This is a genomic window from Polaromonas sp. SP1, from assembly GCF_003711205.1.
Taxonomy (GTDB): domain Bacteria; phylum Pseudomonadota; class Gammaproteobacteria; order Burkholderiales; family Burkholderiaceae_C; genus Polaromonas.
Window position 1 is genome coordinate 1,668,015 of sequence record NZ_CP031013.1, and the last position, 18,836, is coordinate 1,686,850.

Annotated in this window: 16 protein-coding genes; 12 read left to right on the forward strand and 4 right to left on the reverse strand. The window is 63.9% G+C overall.

Annotation, left to right across the window (positions count from 1 at the left end; all coding sequences use genetic code 11):
• Nucleotides 1–50 precede the first annotated feature (50 nt).
• The 3 genes from secD to DT070_RS07960 are packed head-to-tail and all read left to right on the forward strand — an operon-like array spanning nucleotide 51 to nucleotide 5,659.
• Entirely contained in the window at nucleotides 51–1,925 is a 1,875-nt protein-coding gene (gene secD, locus DT070_RS07950; RefSeq protein WP_122954908.1) for a protein translocase subunit SecD, read from the forward strand.
• A gap of 38 nt (nucleotides 1,926–1,963) precedes the next feature.
• Nucleotides 1,964–2,917: a protein translocase subunit SecF gene (gene secF / locus DT070_RS07955; RefSeq protein ID WP_122954909.1), complete on the forward strand. Its 954-nt coding sequence runs from the start codon at nucleotides 1,964–1,966 to the stop codon at nucleotides 2,915–2,917.
• 27 nt (nucleotides 2,918–2,944) lie between these two features.
• Nucleotides 2,945–5,659 carry a DUF1631 family protein gene (locus tag DT070_RS07960; protein ID WP_122954910.1) on the forward strand — a complete coding sequence of 905 codons (2,715 nt, stop codon included), beginning with the start codon at nucleotides 2,945–2,947 and terminating at the stop codon, nucleotides 5,657–5,659.
• Nucleotides 5,660–5,717: 58 nt separating this feature from the next.
• Here DT070_RS07960 and DT070_RS07965 read toward each other — a convergent pair whose 3' ends face one another.
• The 3 genes from DT070_RS07965 to DT070_RS07975 form a co-directional block, all read right to left on the reverse strand.
• Nucleotides 5,718–6,233 (reverse strand): DUF494 domain-containing protein, encoded by a 516-nt coding sequence (locus DT070_RS07965; RefSeq protein ID WP_122954911.1) that lies wholly within the window; start codon nucleotides 6,231–6,233, stop codon nucleotides 5,718–5,720.
• 68 nt (nucleotides 6,234–6,301) lie between these two features.
• Nucleotides 6,302–7,444: a DNA-processing protein DprA gene (gene dprA / locus DT070_RS07970; protein ID WP_122954912.1), complete on the reverse strand. Its 1,143-nt coding sequence runs from the start codon at nucleotides 7,442–7,444 to the stop codon at nucleotides 6,302–6,304.
• Nucleotides 7,445–7,536: 92 nt separating this feature from the next.
• On the reverse strand, nucleotides 7,537–8,763 hold the full coding sequence (locus tag DT070_RS07975) for a LysM peptidoglycan-binding domain-containing protein (protein ID WP_122954913.1): 1,227 nt from the start codon (nucleotides 8,761–8,763) through the stop codon (nucleotides 7,537–7,539).
• Nucleotides 8,764–8,993: 230 nt separating this feature from the next.
• Here DT070_RS07975 and def point away from each other — a divergent pair, with 230 nt between their 5' ends.
• The 7 genes from def to DT070_RS08015 all read left to right on the forward strand — a co-directional run bounded on the left by def (nucleotide 8,994) and on the right by DT070_RS08015 (nucleotide 15,902).
• On the forward strand, nucleotides 8,994–9,515 hold the full coding sequence (def, locus tag DT070_RS07980) for a peptide deformylase (RefSeq protein ID WP_122954914.1): 522 nt from the start codon (nucleotides 8,994–8,996) through the stop codon (nucleotides 9,513–9,515).
• A gap of 113 nt (nucleotides 9,516–9,628) precedes the next feature.
• Nucleotides 9,629–10,612, forward strand: a complete 984-nt coding sequence (fmt, locus tag DT070_RS07985; RefSeq protein ID WP_122954915.1) for a methionyl-tRNA formyltransferase — start codon at nucleotides 9,629–9,631, stop codon at nucleotides 10,610–10,612.
• A 16-nt stretch (nucleotides 10,613–10,628) separates the two neighbouring features.
• Nucleotides 10,629–11,372 carry an AzlC family ABC transporter permease gene (locus DT070_RS07990; RefSeq protein ID WP_122954916.1) on the forward strand — a complete coding sequence of 248 codons (744 nt, stop codon included), beginning with the start codon at nucleotides 10,629–10,631 and terminating at the stop codon, nucleotides 11,370–11,372.
• The gene (locus DT070_RS07995) at nucleotides 11,369–11,704 is read left to right on the forward strand and encodes an AzlD domain-containing protein (protein ID WP_122954917.1); all 336 of its coding nucleotides are present in this window, start codon (nucleotides 11,369–11,371) and stop codon (nucleotides 11,702–11,704) included. Before DT070_RS07990 ends, DT070_RS07995 begins: the two co-directional genes overlap by 4 nt.
• Before the next feature lie 310 nt (nucleotides 11,705–12,014).
• On the forward strand, nucleotides 12,015–13,208 hold the full coding sequence (locus tag DT070_RS08005) for a phosphoglycerate kinase (RefSeq protein ID WP_122954919.1): 1,194 nt from the start codon (nucleotides 12,015–12,017) through the stop codon (nucleotides 13,206–13,208).
• Nucleotides 13,209–13,415: 207 nt separating this feature from the next.
• A complete protein-coding gene (gene pyk / locus DT070_RS08010) occupies nucleotides 13,416–14,849 on the forward strand; it encodes a pyruvate kinase (protein ID WP_122957316.1) in 1,434 nt (477 codons plus the stop codon).
• A gap of 201 nt (nucleotides 14,850–15,050) precedes the next feature.
• Nucleotides 15,051–15,902 (forward strand): alpha/beta hydrolase, encoded by an 852-nt coding sequence (locus tag DT070_RS08015; protein ID WP_228778544.1) that lies wholly within the window; start codon nucleotides 15,051–15,053, stop codon nucleotides 15,900–15,902.
• On the opposite strand, the gene DT070_RS08020 is transcribed toward DT070_RS08015, so the two are convergent.
• On the reverse strand, nucleotides 15,841–16,569 hold the full coding sequence (locus tag DT070_RS08020) for a phosphatase PAP2 family protein (RefSeq protein WP_122954921.1): 729 nt from the start codon (nucleotides 16,567–16,569) through the stop codon (nucleotides 15,841–15,843). The genes DT070_RS08015 and DT070_RS08020 overlap by 62 nt on opposite strands.
• A gap of 128 nt (nucleotides 16,570–16,697) precedes the next feature.
• On the opposite strand from DT070_RS08020, the gene DT070_RS08025 reads away from it, so the two are divergent.
• Both DT070_RS08025 and DT070_RS08030 read left to right on the forward strand, forming a co-directional pair.
• Nucleotides 16,698–17,393 (forward strand): response regulator, encoded by a 696-nt coding sequence (locus DT070_RS08025; RefSeq protein ID WP_122954922.1) that lies wholly within the window; start codon nucleotides 16,698–16,700, stop codon nucleotides 17,391–17,393.
• On the forward strand, nucleotides 17,390–18,772 hold the full coding sequence (locus DT070_RS08030) for a histidine kinase dimerization/phospho-acceptor domain-containing protein (RefSeq protein WP_122954923.1): 1,383 nt from the start codon (nucleotides 17,390–17,392) through the stop codon (nucleotides 18,770–18,772). The genes DT070_RS08025 and DT070_RS08030 overlap by 4 nt, the downstream gene beginning before the upstream one ends.
• Nucleotides 18,773–18,836: the final 64 nt, after the last annotated feature.

The window sequence follows — 18,836 nt, forward strand, 5'->3', positions numbered from 1 at the left end:
TTGAAGCAAGAGCCCCTTTTGTTCGTTTGTCCAACAGGAACAGCCCTCTCATGAATCGTTATCCGGCCTGGAAGTACGCCATTATTGTGGTCGCGCTGTTGATCGCGGCTTTGTACACGCTGCCCAATTTTTTCGGCGAGGCGCCTGCTGTCCAGGTCTCCAGCAGTAAAGCCACCGTCAAGGTCGACACCACGACCATGGCCAGGGTGGAGCAGGCCCTGAAAGATACCGGCGTCACGGCCGATGCGATCACGCTCGAGGGCAATTCCATCAAGGCCCGTTTTGGCGATACCGACACGCAGCTCAAGGCCAAGGATGCCATCCAGAAGGCATTGGCGCCCGATCCTGCCGATCCGGCCTATGTGGTTGCACTCAACCTGCTGTCGCGCTCACCCGCCTGGTTGACCTCGCTTCACGCTTTCCCGATGTACCTCGGGCTCGATTTGCGCGGCGGCGTTCACTTCATGCTCCAGGTGGACATGCAGGGCGCGCTCACCAAGCGTGCCGAATCCCTGGCCGGCGATATCCGGTCGTCCCTGCGGGAAAAGAACATCCGGCACGGCGGCATCAGCCGCAACGGGCAAGCCATCGAGATCAGGGTTCGCGATTCCGCCACGCTGGCCTCCGCCAAAGCCCTGATTCAGGACCAGTTCCCGGACTTGCAGGCCGTGGATGCGCCCGACGGCACCGAATACAAGCTGACCGCCACCATCAAGCCCGAGGCGGCGCGCCGCGTGCAGGACCAGGCGCTCAAGCAGAACATGGTGACCCTGCACAACCGGATCAACGAACTCGGCGTGGCCGAGCCGGTGATCCAGCAGCAGGGCATAGACCGCATCGTGGTGCAACTGCCCGGCGTGCAGGACACGGCCAAGGCCAAGGACATCCTGGGCCGGACCGCGACGCTGGAAATGCGTCTGGTCGACGCCAGTGCCGAGGGGCAGGCGGCTGCCGCTGGCGGCATGGTGCCCTTCGGCTCGGAGAAATTCCTCGACACCAACGGTATCCCGGTGATCGTGAAGAAGCAGATCCTTGTCACCGGCGAAAGCCTGACGGACGCCCAGGCCGGGTTTGACTCGCAGAAGCAGGAACCCAACGTGTCCCTGACCCTGGATGCCAAGGGCGGCCGCGTGATGCGCGACGTCAGCCGCGAAAACATGAACAAGCCGATGGCCATCATCCTGTTTGAAAAGGGCAAGGGCCAGGCCATCTCGGTGGCCACCATCCGCGGTGAACTGGGCACGCGTTTCAGCATTTCCGGCGCCATGAACATCAACGCGGCCAATGACCTGGCGTTGTTGCTGCGTGCAGGTTCGCTGGCTGCCCCGATGGAAATCATCGAAGAACGCACGATCGGCCCCACACTGGGCGCAGACAACATCTCCAAGGGCTTTCACAGCGTTTCCTGGGGCTTTGTGGTGATCGTGGCCTTCATGGCTGCTTACTACATGCTGTTTGGCCTCTTCTCGGGCCTGGCCCTGGCCGTCAACCTGCTGCTGCTGGTGGCCGTGCTGTCCATGCTGCAAGCCACATTGACCCTGCCGGGCATGGCGGCCATGGCGCTTGCGCTGGGCATGGCCATTGACTCGAACGTGCTGATCAATGAGCGGGTGCGCGAAGAGCTGCGCAGCGGCGCTTCGCCGCAAGCGGCCATCCACGCGGGCTACGAGCGGGCCTGGGCGACGATTCTGGACTCCAACATCTCCACGCTGATCGCCGGCCTGGCACTGCTGGCTTTTGGCTCAGGCCCGGTGCGGGGTTTTGCGGTGGTGCATTGCATCGGCATCCTGACCAGCATGTTCTCGGCGGTGTTTTTCTCGCGCGGCCTGGTCAACCTCTGGTATGGCCGGCAGAAAAAACTCAAGTCGGTTTCCATCGGCACCGTGTGGCGGCCCGCCACATCGGACGCTGTGGCGACGAAATAATCGCGGCCTTTTTTTCCTGAGTTTCCCAAGGACCCCAGATGGAATTCTTCAAAATCCGGCGTGACATTCCGTTCATGCGACATGCGTTGATCTTCAACGTCATCAGCTTTGCGACTTTCGCCCTGGCCGTTTTCTTCCTGCTCACCCGCGGTTTGCACCTGTCCGTCGAGTTCACCGGCGGCACCCTGATGGAGGTGAACTACACCCAGGCGGCCGATGTCGGGAAAATTCGCGATACGGTGGCCAGCCTGGGCTTTACCGACGTGCAGGTGCAGAATTTTGGCACCTCGCGCGACGTGATGATCCGCTTGCCGGCCCAAAAGGGCGTGAGCACCGCCCAGCAAAGCGACAAGGTATTGGGCGCGCTGAAAACCGCCAATCCGGATGTCACGCTGCGCCGCACCGAGTTTGTCGGGCCGCAGGTCGGGGAGGAGCTGGCCCACGACGGCCTGAAGGCGCTCGCCATGGTGGTGTTCGGCATCATGGTTTACCTGGCCTTCCGCTTTGAGTGGAAGTATGCGGTGGCGGCCATCATCGCCAACTTGCACGACGTCGTCATCATCCTCGGATTTTTTGCCTTCTTCCAGTGGGAGTTCTCCCTGGCCGTTCTGGCTGCGGTGCTGGCGGTGTTGGGGTATTCGGTGAATGAGTCGGTGGTTATTTTTGACCGGATCCGCGAGAATTTCCGCCGGTATCGCAAGATGAGTACGACCCAGATCATCGACAACGCGATCACCTCGACCATCAGCCGCACCATCATTACCCACGGCTCGACCCAGATCATGGTGCTGTCGATGTTGCTTTTTGGCGGCCCCACCCTGTTTTACTTTGCTCTGGCGCTGACTATCGGTATTCTGTTCGGCATCTACTCGTCGGTTTTTGTGGCTGCGGCGATTGCGATGTGGCTGGGCATCAAGCGCGAGGATCTCATCAAGGCTTCCACCAAGAAAGATGAGGATCCCAACGACCCGAATGCAGGGGCCACGGTGTAAGCTACAGGCTAATCATCCAGGGCGGTTGTGGCTCCAAGTAACAAAAATAGCGGTCTTCTTGTCGAGCAGGCACGCGCGCTGTTTACGGAGCGTGCCGCACGGGTTCTGCCCGCGCTGGCCAAAACCATCCAGGACAGGCTGTCTGCCCTGGTCGATGAGCCGGGCAGCGCCCGGGATATGCAGGAGCGGAGGGATGCCTGGCTGGCCTTCCAGAAAAGCAGCGATGCCTGGGTTCGCGGCACGACTGCCGCCTGGTCGGGCGCTCGTGCAATCCCCGCGGCAAATTCACCCGCCAGATTCCTGGACAGCGGCAAATTCGAATTGATGGGCAACGATGTGATGGAGGACAAAATCCTCGCCTCACGTCTGGCCTTGCGCCTGCTGGACTTCGCAAGCTGGGAGCTCAACGATCTCAGGCTGCGCATACAAAGCCTGGAGGGAATCCCCGAGCTGCACAAACAGGATATTCTCCGCCCTGAAGTGCTAGCCCAGCACCTGGTCGAGCAATGGAGCCTTGCGCAGCTGCCGCGGGAGATCTGGGTGATGATCCAGAGTCAGATTCAGAAGGACATGGGCGAGCACCTTCTGGAGACTTATCACGCGACCAATGAATTTCTGGTGCAGCAAGGGGTGATGGCTGAAATTGACCTCAGGCCATTGGTCAAGCGAACTCCCTCTGCCGTCACTACAGCCTCACCCAATAAACCGGCGGCTCCCGGGCAGTCCCGCGAGACACCCGCGCCCCGAGGCTCTCCTGGCACCGGTGCTTCTGATTTGGGCATGCAGGGCGGCGGAGGTACCTACGGAGGTGAGACTGGAAGCGGCCCCTCCGGCTTTTCAGGCCCTGCCGGCCGCGGCACCGGTGGCGGCCTTGGGGGTGCAGGAGGGGGCGGCCATGGGGGTGGAGGCGGCGCCGGAGGTTCAGGCTTCAGCGGTAGCGCTTCCCGCAGCGGTGCCGAATCTGCTTACCAAGGCGCGGGGCGAGGCGGTAGTGATTTTGCGGGTGCCGGCGGCGCCGGCAACAAAACCGGCTCGGGCGGCGGCCGTTCCACAGGCACCGGCGCAGCCGGCTCCGGTGGAGCGAACGGTTCTGGCGCTGGCGGTACGGGAAGCTCAGGTAACGCAGGCCCCGCAGGTGCTGGAGTCGGCAAAGGCGATATGGGCGGCATGAAAGGCTCGCAGGATGCGGGCGCGGGAAATCCTGTTTACGACGAAACACGCATGCAAACCGCGACCACGCCGCTGGCCAGGGCGCGCATGCGAGCGCAAGGCGTCATGGGACACCTCAAGCGGCTGCTGTCAAACCAGGTGGCGGGCTTTGACGACACGCGGCCCAGCCAGGCTTCCCCGCAACTTGCCCAGGCAATGACCAGTGCGGAGCGCGCGGACGACAGCGAAGTGCAGCGCACCTTGCTTGCGGACGCGCAGGGCCAGGTTTACGGCCAGGTGCACGTTGACCAGGCTGTGGGCGCCCTGCGTGAGCGTGCCAGCAAACTCAAGCAGGCTGCGACCACATCTTCGGAGAAAGCAACAATCGAGATCGTCGCCCTGATGTTCCAGAGCATTCTGGCGGAGGACCGGATCCCGCCTGTGATCCGTGTATGGTTTGCGCGCCTGCAAATGCCGGTGCTTCGCGTGGCGATTTCCGAGCCCGAGTTTTTCGAGTCCCTGCAGCATCCCGCGCGCCGTTTGATTGACCGTATGGGGTCATGTGTTCTTGGATTTGATGTCACCGTGTCTGGCGGCGCCATGGAATCCGAAATCAAGCGGGTGGTGCAGGTGATCGAGCAGTACCCCGAAACCGGGCGCCGGGTGTTTCAGCTTGTTTATGACGAGTTCGACAAGTTCCTGTCCAGGTTTCTTTCGCAGCACGGCAGCACCGCCCGCGTGGTGAGCGTCGCCCAGCAGGTCGAGCAAAAAGAGACGATGACCATCCAGTACACCATTGAGATGCGAAACATGCTCAATGACATGCCGGTTCGCGATGAGATTCGTGAGTTCCTGTTCAAGGTGTGGGCTGAAGTGCTGGCCATTGCCGGCATGAAGAACGGCCCGCAACACGAGGAGACTCTCACCCTCAAGCGGGCCGCCGCCGACCTGGTGTGGGCAGCAAGCGCCAAACCCAATCGCAACGACCGCGCCCGCGTCATCGCCGACCTGCCCAAACTGTTGCAGTTGCTGCGCATGGGCATGGGCATGCTGGGTCTGGGAACGCCCGAGCAGGACGCCCACCTGAAGATCATCAGCGACACGTTGGCGGACGCCTTCATGTCCAAGACTGACGCCATTTCGATGGAGAGGGTGGAGGCCATGGCCAAGCGGCTGACCAACCTGGAAGACTACTTGTCCGATGAGGACGTCGGTGACCTGCCGCTGGACACCGACAGCCTGGTGACGATGATCGGCATCGATGCGGCAGACATCGAGGTGATCGCCGACGGGGGTAGCCACCCGACTGAGGCCATGCGTGCGTGGGCCAAAGAGCTTCAGTTGGGAACCTGGTTCAGCCTGGACCACAACGGCAAAGTGAGCCACGTGCAATTCGCATGGTGCAGTGACCGCAAGCAGCTGCACTTGTTCGCATCTGCGGATGGCCGCAACTTCCTGATCCAGGCCCGCCGGCTGGCGGCCTATCTGCAGGCCGGGCTGCTGGTGCCGACCGAAGAAGAAGCACTCACGGTGCGCGCTACACGCGATGCGCTGGCCAAGCTCGATGCCAACCCGGAGCGCTTGCTGGGTTAAGTTTGTTCAGGGGGTGGGCGCGCCCTATCGCCTATGCCAGGCGGCGCGGATGAGTCGGTCAATGCGCCAGGCGAAATTCCGTGTCATCGCACAACTCGTCAAGTACGAGTGCATCGGGCTCCTCGCCAAAACTCCAGTAGACCATCAGCACGATGATTTTCAGGTCGTCGAGCGTGACGGGGTCGCCCGGCGCCGCCATGGCGCGGTCAATGACGATCTCGCGCATATGCGGAGGGAGCACACCGGATGATTCGAGAAAGCTCACGAACCCGAGGCTTTGCGCGCCGAGGTGCACCTGTTCTGCAACGGAGTAAACACGAAGACTGCCTGGTGATTGCGGCTGGATGGCATGGGCAGGGACTGCGGACGTGGCCGCATCTTGCGGTGTCCTGGCGGGAAGGCTGATCTGGGTTCCCTGGGCTGCGACATTCAAGCCGTCAAGCCAGACAAGGGCTGCCTGGATTTCCTCGGCTTCAAATCCTGCCGCTGTGAGTTTGCGGCTGAGTCGTTGAAGTTCGGGGCAAGCGTCACCTTGCCAGTAATTCTCGTAGACGTACACCAGTACTTCAAACATGTACCCAATATAACGCAGATGAAGCGCACTGTGTCAAGCGTCTTTGTGGGGGGCGGGACGCGGCAGCATCATCCGGTGGCCAGGCGCTGGAACAGGCCGCCGGGCAGGCGTGCAAGCTGCCCGTCCAGTTCGAGCTCCAGCAACTGCTCCTGCAGCCGCGCGGTATCAAGACCGGTTCGCGCCTGCAAGGCATCCAGGCTGACTGCATCGAACCCCAAAGCCTGCATGAGCGGGGATTCGGGGCAAGTCTCCTTCACCTGCGCATCGTTATCGGCCTGCACGCCGGCCGCGTGAAGATTTGTGCGGCCGGCCGCAAGGCTCAGCTCCTCGAGGACGTCTTGCGCGACTTCCACCAGCTTCGCGCCTTGCTTGATCAGTGCGTGGCAGCCACGGGACTGCGGGGAGTGAATGGAGCCTGGAATCGCGAAAACCTCTTTGCCCTGTTCCGCCGCAAGCCGTGCCGTGATCAGTGAGCCCGACTGCAGCGCCGCCTCCACAACCAGCGTGCCCAGGGACAGCCCCGAGATGATGCGATTGCGTCTCGGAAAATTCGCTACAAGCGGAGGGGTGCCAAGGTGAAACTCACTGATGATCATTCCCTGCTGCGCAATCCGGTGGGCCAGCGCCAGATGCTTCTTTGGATAAACCCGGTCCAGCCCGGTACCGACCACGGCAATGGTGTCGCCGCCGCCGAACAGTGCCCCATCGTGTGCCGCACCGTCAATCCCCAGTGCCAGCCCGGAGACAACACACAGCCCGGCGCTGCCGAACGCCCTGGCAAACTGCCGTGCGTTGGTCTCGCCCTGAGGTGTCGGATTGCGGCTGCCGACGATGGCGATGTTGGGCACTGTGTGCACCTCGCCGGCGAGCAATTGTTTTGCGTGCGACCCCAGCATGTAAAGCATCAAGGGCGGGTCTTCAATGTTGAGCAGGGCGGCGGGGTAGGTCGCATCGCCCAGCGCGGCGATCAATCGGTCATCTCCTGCGGCCAGCCATGTCTGGGTGGTTTGCAAAAGCGCCTCCAGGCCGGGTGGTTCGGTCTGGATGGCTTTGACAAGCTTGCCGCTGCCCACCTGCCCCAAAGCTGCGGCGGGCTGCTCGAAGATGGCTTGTGCCGACCCGAATGTGGCCAGCAGCTTGCGTGCGGCGTCGTTTCCGAGTCCGGAAGACAGGGTCAGGCGTAACCAGGCCCGAAGCTCGTGCGTGTCCACGTCAGTGTTCCGGATAAAACGTCAGCCAGGCGGGCAGCGCGTCTTGCCTGCGGATGCACGCAGCGCTTGAGGCGTATTGCGCGTCAGCCGCTTCAGTTGGGGTTGACGAACCGGTCGCCGACTTTCACACCATCGTTGATCTGCAGAATCAGGGCGTAAGAAAGATTGTCGAAGGTGCGGAACACCATCAGCAGGCCGTTGCGTTCATTGGGCAGCTTGATTTGCGGGCGTGCGCTGTCGGTTTTGTCGGCAAGCCTCTCTCCGTCTTTTATGATCGCCATGACGTGGCCACGCTCAAGCCCGTCTTTGGCGCCGCGGTTGATCACCACGACCTGGTTTTCGGACGCATTGGCTACCGCACTGCCGTAGATCGAGACAATCTGGCCGGTCACCCGGGTGGCTGGAGCGTGCGGAACGTAGCTGACAATTTCACGGGGAGGTGCGGGTAGCAGGCGGTCACCGACCCGCATTTCTTCCTTGGTGGCCACGATGTCGATGGTGGCAGGAACAATTTCAGTTTGTGCTTTGCCGTCTTTGCCCTCTACCTGCATGACGGACTCGCCGCGCATCAATTCGGCCTTGCCGATGTACTGCGCTTCGTAGCCCAGGATTTGCTGGGTGGTCGGGTCCTTCAGGGCGGTTGCATCGCGATAAACGCGGTAGTCCAGCGGCTGGCCCTTTGCATCGCTGAGGGGTTTGCCGGTGGCTACACCGCCAACGTACTCGCCGCGTGCATAGGCACGGTCGCCGCGGCTCAGCAGTACGCGCCCTTCCTGGGCCGCCACGATACGGGGCGCCCTGGAGAAGGTCGCATCATCAACAATGATGGCTTCCGCAAGGAAGGGCTCAATGGCATTGGGCGACAGCGTGGGGATGGACGCGTCTGCCAGTGTTTCAAAGCGGGTCCGTGGGGACACCCGCACCGTGTCCGTCGGCGGGCCGTCCGAAGAAGCTGCCTGCCGTGTGCGCAAGGTGGCGCGGCCGCCGGTTTTATCGAGGTAAAGCTGCTGGCCGGGATAAATGCGATGGGGGTTGCGGATATCGTCCAGGTTCATGCCCCACAGTTCGGGCCAGCGCCATGGGCTTTTCAGGAACATGCCGGAAATGGCCCAGAGCGTGTCGCCCCGCTTGACGGTGTAGTTGTCGGGTGCGTTGGGCGACAGCTCGCTCAGCGGAACGCCGGTTTGGGCGACCTGGGTTGCCGTGGCTTTTTGCGCCGGGGTGATGGGGAAATTCTGGGCATGCAGGCCGGCGGTCACGCCCAAAAGGGCCGCAGCGGCTATTGAAATTTGACTGAAACGACCAAAATTTGTTTGCATCTTTGTAAGCCCTCGGCGCTTTTATGAGGCTGGCAGACACTACCTGGGCGAAACCGGGCAGAAAAAGCCGCGTCTATATCTTGATAAATCACTAGCGATTTTGTACCTAAGCCCTTGATTAAGCAACGATTACGCGATTCTGGGAATATCGGGATGCTGAAAAACAGAGAAAAGTGGCGAAAATAGCGACATCTCCCCCTTATCCCTACCCAGGCCTCCAGCCTTTCCCCATGAGCCAGTTGACCATCCTTCGTTATCCAGACCCCCGCCTGCACACGGTGGCCAAACCCGTGGCAGCTGTTGACGCACGCGTGCGCAAGCTGGTCGACGACATGCTTGAGACCATGTATGACGCCGAGGGCATCGGCCTGGCCGCAACCCAGGTGAACGTGCATGAGCGCCTGATCGTCATTGACGTGAGCGAGGGCCGCGACCAGCCCATGGTGCTGATCAACCCGGAAATCACCTGGGCCAGCGAGGAAACGCGCGTCGGTGACGAAGGCTGCCTGTCGGTGCCCGGCATTTACGACGGCGTTGAACGTTCCACCTCAATCAAGGTGCAAGCGCTCAACCTGGACGGCAAGCTGCAGGTGCATGAGGCCGAGGGCATGCTGGCCGTCTGCATCCAGCATGAAATGGACCATCTGATGGGCAAGGTGTTTGTGGAATACCTCTCGCCGCTCAAGCGCAACCGCATCAAGACCAAGATGATCAAGCAGAAAAAGGACGAGGAGCGCGACGCCGTCCGTTGAGTCTGTTGAGCGCCCGCCCCGCTTGCCGGGGCGGCTCGCCATGCGTGCCGGAGGACGGGGGCTTTGCGGCCCCTGCCGCGGGATTTCCCTGAGAGTCCTTAGAATCGGACTCCATGCGCGTCATTTTTGCCGGTACCCCAGAGTTCGCCCGAGTGGCCCTGGAAAGACTGCACGCAGCCGGTTTTGACATCCCCCTGGTCTTCACACAGCCCGACCGCCCTGCCGGCCGCGGCATGAAACTGCAGGCTTCGCCCGTCAAGCAGTGGGCAGAAAGCGCCCACGTTGCCGTCGCCCAGCCCCGCAGCCTGCGGCTGGATGGCAAATTTCCTGACGACGCCGTAGCAGCCCGCGAGGCTATTGCCGCCGCACACGCGGACGTGATGGTCGTCGCGGCTTACGGGCTGATTCTTCCGCAGTGGGTGCTTGATGCTCCCAGACTGGGCTGCCTGAATATCCACGCGTCTTTGCTGCCGCGCTGGCGCGGCGCCGCCCCTATTCACCGCGCCATCGAAGCCGGCGATACCGATACCGGCGTCACCATCATGCAGATGGATGCCGGGCTCGACACCGGCGACATGCTGCTGGGCGAGAAGCTGCGGATCACTGCGCAAGACACCACCGGCTCCCTGCACGACAGGCTGGCCGACCTGGGCGGGCGCCTCATCGTTGAAGCGCTGGAACTCGCTGCCTGCGGCGGCCTCAAGCCGGTCGTCCAGCCGGCAGACGGCGTCACTTACGCCCACAAAATCGAGAAACACGAAGCCCTGACCGACTGGACGCAAGGCGTGGCCGCCATTGAGCGCCGCATTCGCGCCTTTAATCCCTTCCCGGGCGCCGCCGGCCTGCTGGACGGCCAGACGCTCAAATTCTGGCGGGCCGAAGTGCTGCCCGGTGCGGCGCCGGCAAATTCCCAGCCCGGCCAGGTGCTGGCCGCGGGCCCGGAAGGCGTCGACATCGCCACGGTAGACGGCGTTCTGCGGGTGAGCCGCCTGCAAAAGGCCGGCGGCAAGGCGCTCGACGCGGCCGATTTTTTGCGGGGTTTCGAGATCCGGCCTGGCATGGTGTTCAGCCAGGCGCAAGCCGGACGGCCCGTATGAGCAGAAGGAAGGTTTTGTGAAAACATTGTTCAAGCACCCCGAGTTTCGCGTGGGGGTGGCAGAGCTCGCCGCCGTGGCGCCGGGCATTGCCGCCTGGGGCCTGATGACGGGCGTGGCCATGGTCAAGTCGGGCATGAGTTTGACCGAGGTCCTGCTGATGGCCATCCTGGTGTTTGCCGGCAGTTCCCAGCTGGCGGCCCTGCCGCTGATCGTGGCCGGCGCGCCCATGTGGGTGATTTTGGCCACCTCGTTTTGCGTCAACCTGCGCTTCATGGTGTTCAGCGCCCATCTGCGACCTTATGTCATGCACCAGGGCCTGTGGCGTCGCATGGCGTTTGGCTACGGCATGGCCGACCTGAACTATGTGCTCTTTACCAAACGCTTCCCGCACCCGTCCAGCGACGCCGCCGGCATCGCAGCACAAGACGCCTACTGGATCGGCAGCTGCGGCATGAGCTGGGTCAGCTGGGTGGGCGCCACGCTGGTGGGCATCGCCCTGGCCAACTCCATCCCGCTGTCCTGGGGCCTGGGTTTTGCCGGCATCCTGGCGCTGCTGGGCATCATGTGGTCGCTGGCGACCACGCGCCTGCGGGCGGTGTCTGCGGCTATCGCGGGCGCCGCCGCCGTGGCCACGTTTGCCCTGCCGCTCAAACTCAATATCCTGGTGGGCATCGCGGCGGCCGTTGTCGTCTGCCTGATCCTGGAAAAAACCGCACCGGCCCGGCCTGAAGCCAGCCCCGGAACCGGAGACACCGCATGAACCAGACCGATCTCTGGACAGTGGTCACCATCCTCGGCATGACGCTGATGACCGTCATCACGCGCTCCTTCTTTTTCCTCTCGGACAAACCCTGGACATTGCCCGGCTGGGCGCAGCGCGGCCTGCATTACGCGCCCATCGCCGCGCTGGCCGCGGTGATCGTGCCGGAAATGGTCATGACGCAAGGCCATTTCATCGCGACCTGGAAAGACGCGCGGCTGTTTGCCGTAATCGCCGGCACCGCCTGGTATTACTGGCGGCACGGTGTTCTGGGCACCATCCTGGCCGGCATGGCGGTGTACCTGCCGCTGCACATGGGCTTGAATTGGTAGCCCCCACGGTCGCTCACTTCGTGTAGCTCCCGAGGCCTTGCAGGCCGCGGCTCGCGAGACGCTTCGCCTCTGTCGCCCGTCCAAGCCTGCGCATGCAGGCTTGGAGCCGCGGGCTCCAGCCCCTCGGGGGGCCGCCCGCCTGCGGTCTGGCAAAGCCAGTCCCGCGGCTCATGCTGGGCTTGAGAGTTCGGTTGTGTAACAGTGGGGCTTATCCCCGGCTTTGTCTGACTGGCCGGGTGCTTCCAGCCACCTACAATTTGAGGCTTTGGGCGATCTGACCCAAAGCCTTTTTTCATTCTGTGAGCCCTCCATGAACTTCATCCGTTTCTCCGACCTGTGCGCCAGCGGCAAGGCTGCCGGCCAGCGCGTTTTCATCCGTGCCGACCTCAACGTGCCGCTGGGTGACAACGGCCACATCACGGAAGACACGCGCATCCGCGCTTCGATTCCCTGCATCCAGATGGCGCTGGACGCCGGTGCGGCGGTGATGGTGACGTCCCACCTCGGGCGGCCCGTGGAGGGTGAATTCAAGCCGGCGGATTCGCTGGCGCCGGTGGCCAAACGGCTGGGCGAGCTGATGAAGCGCGACGTTGCGCTGGTGTCCGGCTGGGTCGATGGCGTGGATGTGAAACCCGGCCAGCTGGTGATGCTGGAGAACTGCCGCCTCAACAAAGGCGAGAAGAAAAACAGCGAAGAGCTGGCTCGCAAGATGGCCGCACTTTGCGATATTTTTGTGCACGACGCTTTCGGCACGGCGCACCGCGCCGAGGCCTCCACCTATGGCATTGCGCAATACGCGCCGGTGGCCAGCGCCGGCCCGCTGCTGGCCGCCGAGATGGACGCCATCTCCAAGGCCCTGTCCAGCCCCCGCAGGCCGCTGGTCGCCATCGTGGCCGGCAGCAAGGTCTCGACCAAGCTCACCATCCTCAAAGCCCTGGCGGCCAATGTCGACCAGCTCATCGTGGGCGGCGGCATCGCCAACACCTTCATGCTGGCCGCCGGTTTGAAAATCGGCAAAAGCCTGGCCGAAGCCGACCTGCTGGCCGAGGCCAAAGCCGTGATCGACGCCATGAAAGCGCGCGGCGCCGAGGTGCCGATTCCGACGGATGTGGTCACCGCCAAAACCTTTGCCGCCGACGCGCCGGCCACCGTCAAGGCGGCTGCCGACGTTGCCGATGACGACCTGATCCTGGACATCGGCCCGCAAACCACCGCGCGGCTGGCAGCGCAACTCAAGGCGGCCGGCACCATCGTCTGGAACGGCCCGGTCGGCGTGTTTGAATTCGACGCGTTCGCCAAAGGCACCGAAGGCATCGCGCGCGCCGTGGCCGACAGCAGCGCGTTTTCCATTGCCGGCGGCGGCGACACCCTGGCCGCCATCGCCAAGTACGGCATTGAAAAGCAGGTCGACTACATCTCGACCGGCGGCGGCGCTTTCCTTGAAGTGCTGGAAGGCAAGACGCTGCCGGCCTTCGAAATCCTGCAAAAACGCGCTGCGGGTTGAAAGCGGTTTGCTCCTTTTTCAGGAGCAACTAGCCCATACGGGATATGGGCTGCAGCCACTTTTTATATAAAAAATGGCAGGCCAAACCGCCCGGGGCGGTGGTCTCTATATGCTTCAGGCCCAAGGCGATGCGGGTCATTTGGTAACGTCTTCGTAACCGTTTTCATGTGAAAATCGGAAACTAAATTACAGGAGACAGACATGAAGATGCAGCGCCGCGGCACCAAAATCGTTGCCACCCTTGGCCCCGCTTCCAGCGATCCGGCCTTGCTGGAGCAGATGATCCGCGCCGGCGTCAATTGCGTGCGGCTGAACTTCAGCCACGGCACCGCCCAAGACCACATCGACCGCGCCGCGCTGGTGCGTGAAGCCGCCACCCGCGCCGGCCGCGAGGTCGCCATCATGGCCGACCTGCAGGGCCCGAAAATCCGTGTCGGCAAATTTGCCGAAGGCAAGGTGCAGCTCGAGCAAGGCGCGAAGTTTGTGCTCGACGCGTCCCGCACCGAGCTGGGTGACATCAACGGCGTGGGCCTGGACTACAAGGAGCTGCCGCGCGACGTCAAGGCCGGCGACACTCTGCTGCTCAACGACGGCCTGATTGTCATGACGGTTGAAAAGGTCAAGGGCGAGCAGGTCCATGCGACGGTCAAGATCGGCGGCGTGCTGTCGAACAACAAGGGCATCAACAAGCAGGGCGGCGGCCTGACGGCGCCGGCGCTGACAGCCAAGGACATGGAAGACATCAGGACCGCGATGAGTTTCCAGGCCGACTACGTCGCGGTGAGCTTTCCGCAGAACGCCAGCGACATGGAAATGGCGCGCCAGCTGTGCAATGTGGCCGGCGCCGAATTCCGTCACAAGCCGGGCCTGATCGCCAAGATCGAGCGTGCCGAGGCGATCCCGAACCTGGAAGCCATCTGCCGGGCCAGCGACGGCATCATGGTCGCGCGCGGCGACCTGGCCATCGAGGTCGGCAATGCCGCCGTGCCGGCGCTGCAAAAACGCATGATCCGCATGGCCCGCGAGCTGGACAAGGTGGTCATCACCGCGACCCACATGATGGAATCCATGATCACCAACCCGGTGCCTACCCGCGCCGAGGTCAGCGACGTGGCCAATGCGGTGCTCGACGGCACCGACGCCGTCATGACCTCGGCCGAGACCGCCGCAGGCCGTTATCCGCTGGAGACCATCATCGAGATGGCCAACATCTGCGCCGAAGCCGAAAAAGCCGAGGACGTTAAACTGGACGCCGACTTCACCGGCATGACCTTTGACCGCATTGACCAGTCCATCGCCATGGGTGCCCTGTTCACGGCCCATCACCTGGGCTGCAAGGCCATCGTGGCGCTGACCGACTCGGGCTCGACGGCGCTGTGGATGAGCCGCCACCGCATCCATATCCCCATCTACGCCCTGACGCCCAAACTGGCGACCCAGCGCAAGATGGCGCTGTACCGCAATGTGCGCCCCCTGCTCATGGACACCAGCGCCGAACGCGACACCGCACTCGGCGATGCCGAGGCGCACCTGAAAAAACGCGGGATCGTCGACAGCGGTGATATCTACGCCATCACGTGCGGCGAACCCATGGGCGCGCCGGGCGGCACGAACATGCTGAAGATCTGCCGGGTGGAATAGGGCCCCCACGGTGGAATAGGGCCCCCACGGTCGTTCGCTTCGCGTAACTTCCTGCCCCCCGAGGGGGCCGCCCGCCTGCGGTCTGGCGAAGCCAGTCCCGCGGCTCATGCTGGGTTGGATAGCCCCTTGCGGTCGCTCGTTCTTGAATCCATCGGCGCCTGGCCTGCGTACTTGGGAGTCATGCACAACATTGACTCCCCCTTGCCAAGACGCTCATTTTTTGCCATGTTGCCCGCGCTGCTCACCGCGTGTTCGGGTGCCGATTTGCTCAACGCCACGGTGGCGACCGACACCTACCGGCGTACCGAGGGCATCGCTTACGGCCCGGAAGCGCGGCAGCGGCTGGATGTTTACCAGCCGCAGGGCGAGGTTCGCAACGCACCGGTGGTGGTGTTTTTCTACGGCGGCAGCTGGTCAAAAGGCGAGCGCGCCGACTACCGCTTCGTCGGCGAGGCTCTGGCCTCGCAGGGCATCGTTGCCGTGGTGGCGGATTACCGCCTGAGCCCCGCCGTGCGCTACCCGGTTTTTGTGCAGGACAGCGCGCGCGCCGTGCGCTGGGCGCGCGACCACGCGGCCGAATACGGCGCGGACCCGGCGCGCCTGTTTGTCATGGGCCACAGCGCCGGTGCGTACAACGCCGCGATGGTCGCGCTGGACGCGCGCTGGCTGCAGGCTGAAGGCATGAAGCCTTCGCAACTGGCGGGCTGGATAGGCCTGGCCGGCCCTTACGATTTTTTGCCGATTGGCGATCCGCAGACACAAGTTGCCTTTGAATGGCCCGGTACGCCCGCCGACAGCCAGCCGATCACGCATGCCTCCCGCGCATCTCCGCCGGCACTGCTGCTGGCCCCCACCGAAGACCGCTCGGTCGATCCGCAGCGCAGCACCGTGGCCATGGCCGCGCGGCTCAAAAGTGCCGGTGTGCGGGTGGATTCAGAGCTGTTCGGCGGCGTCAGCCATGTGACCATCATTGCATCGATGGCGTCCGTGCTCAGAGGGCGGGCGCCTGTGCTTGAGCGGGTGACGGCCTTTGTGAAATCATCTGGCCGATAACGCTGTCCACCAGGGCTGCAGTTGCCCAGCAAAGCCATGCCGTCCAGAGCGTATGGCTCATGTAATGGGCGCCGCGCACCTGCTGCGCCAGGCCCAGCACCGATCCCGCGAGCAGGGCGCCGGCCAGCCAGCGCCGCGCCGTTCGGGGCAGGGCATGGCGAAACGCGAAAAAACCGCCCACAAACGCAAAACCCGCCGAGGCGTGGCCGGCAGGAAAGCAGCCGCCGCTGCCGCCGTCGCGCACGCCCCAGGCCCAGTGGGACACATAGGCCACCGTCCCGCCGAATTCATGGAGCTCCCAGGGGCAGCTTGTGAGGCTGTGCAGCTTGAGGGTGGACACCACCAGCAGCGAAACCAGGGTGGTGAGCGCCAGCTGGACGCGGCGCTCCACAGCCAGCCGGCAGATGGGGCCGAAAGGCCGCGCGACGGCCGCCAGCAGCGCCAGCTCGACCGCCCAGGGCAGCCAGCGGATGCCGTCATGCAGCGTGCCACGCCAGAACCAATGGTCTTCCAGGGGAAAACCGGCCGGGGAGCCGAACCAGCGCGCCATCCACAGGTCCAGGCCTGAATGGTCCCAGGCCAGCAGCACGGCGAGGCTGAGCAGGGTAACCAGGAAAACACGGGACACAGCGGGGGCGCCGTCGCCGTCGAAGGAGGAAGCGGTCATGGGAGGTTCGCGCAAGCGGGTGGACACGGGAAGCCGCAAGATAGTGGGGGCGTCTTAACTCACCCTTAAGGCCTTGCACCGGGCTGTGAAACCCCCCGGCCGCCGCCCGCAGCGCCGACAATGGACGCATGCGAATCCTGGTGGTGGAAGACGATGCCGGTATTGCCCTGGGCCTGCGGGCCAACCTGCAGCAGCGGGGCTATGCGGTCGATGCCTGCGGCAGCCTGGCTTCAGCGTGGACGGCCCTGTGCAGCGAGCCGTTTGACCTGGTGCTGCTGGACCTTGGCCTGGCGGACGGTGACGGCGGCGACTTGCTGCTGCGGATAAGGCGGGTGCGCAGCAGCGCGGACGGGCCGCTGCCTGATCCGCAAACGCCGGTGCTCATCATGACTGCCCGCGACCAGGTCGCCGACCGGATTTCCGGCCTCAACCTGGGGGCCGACGACTATCTCGTCAAGCCCTTTGACCTTGATGAACTTGAGGCCCGCATGCGCGCCCTGCTGCGCCGTGCGGCGGGGCGCGCCCATCCCCTGCTGGTGCATGGCGACCTGGTGATCGACCCGGCCGCCCATACGGTGCTGCGTGCGGGGCAAGCCGTTGACCTTGCGCCACGCGAATTCACCTTGCTGCTTTTGCTGCTGGAGTCCCGTGGGCGGGTGCTGTCGCGCCAGCAACTGGAAGCACGCCTTTACAACTGGCAAGACGCCGTCGGCAGCAATGCGATCGAGGTGCATGTGCACCATCTGCGGCGCAAGCTGGGCGAGGGTCTGATCCAGACGATGCGCGGGGTCGGTTACTTCATACCGCGGGATGAGCGCGCATGACGGCCAGCCCTCGCCAGGTCTCGCTGACGCGCCGCCTCCTGCTGTGGGTGCTGGCGGCGCTGTTGCTGGTATGGGCCGGATTTGTGGCGGTGGGCTGGCGCACCGGTGTTCATGAGGCGGGCGAGCTGACCGATGGGCACCTGGCCAGCACGGCGGCGCTGATGCTCAACCTGGATCTGCCGCCGTTTGTAGAGGCATCGCGCGAAACAGCACGCGCCGTCATTCCCACGCTGAAAAACCACGACTACCAATCTTCCCTCAGCGTGCTGGTGCGCGACGCCGGCGGGCAGCTGCTGGCCCGTTCGGGCGATGCGCCCCTGGCGCCGTTCAGCGAACGGGCGGGTTTTACCGATGTGGCGCTGGGCACGCCCCCGACCCTCTGGCGCAGCTTTTCGCAGTGGGATGCCGGCCACGCGCGGCAGGTGACGGTGCTGGTGCGGGCCGACGAGCGCGACGAGCTGGCCTCTGACGTGGCCGGGCAACTGGCCGAGCCGGGGCTGTGGCTGCTGCCGGCCGTGGCCATCGCGCTGTGCATCGCGATCTGGCGCGGCCTGCGGCCCTTGCAGGCCTTGTCGCGCGACGTGGCCGAGCTGGAGGTGGACAAGGCCGAGCGCCTGCAGGCCCGCCACCCCTATCGGGAATTCAACTCGGTGGTGCGTTCCATCAACACGCTGGTGGGCCAGCAGCAGGCTTCGTTGGAGCGGGAACGCCAGCTGGCCAGCGAGGTGGCCCATGAGCTGCGCACTCCCTTGTCGTCCATTGCCTTGCAGGCGGCATCGCTGCGCGGTGAGCTCACAGCCCCGGCGCGCGAACAGGCGCTGGCGCAAATCGGTGCCGACGCGATGCGGGCCGGTCACGTCATCACGCAGTTGCTGGCGCTGGCGCGGGCCAGCCGCAGCGACCTGCAGCAACAGATGCAGCCCCTGGACCTGGGCGCGCTGGCCGCGCAGGTGGTCGCCGGGTATGCGCAGGCCTCCTGGGAAAGCGGGCACCAGCTCAGCGTGCAGGGCGAGGAGCGCGAGGAGCGCGAAGAGGGCGAGGAGGGCCCCAAGGTCGCGCCCGAAGTTTTCGCCCATCCGCTGCTGCTGGAGCTGGCCTTGCGCAACCTCATTGACAACGCCCTGCAACACACGCCCCGGGGTACTTTCGTGTCGGTGCAGTGGGGCCACGATGCGGCCGGCGCGTGGCTTCAGGTGTGCGACGACGGCACAGACACGGCCGCTGGGCGGTCTCCGGTAGCGCAGTCCACCGAACGGCTGGGGCTGGGCCACAAGATCGTGGCCCGTGTGATGGATGTGCATGGCGGCCAGTTCGCGCAGATACCCGCGTCCCCGCCCTTTACACGCTGTTACCGCATGGTTCTGCCTCTAATTCCCTGAATAACCCGGCTTTACGCAGCCGTTAGAATGAAGGCTTCGGTTACTTCACGGTTACGGCTCCTTC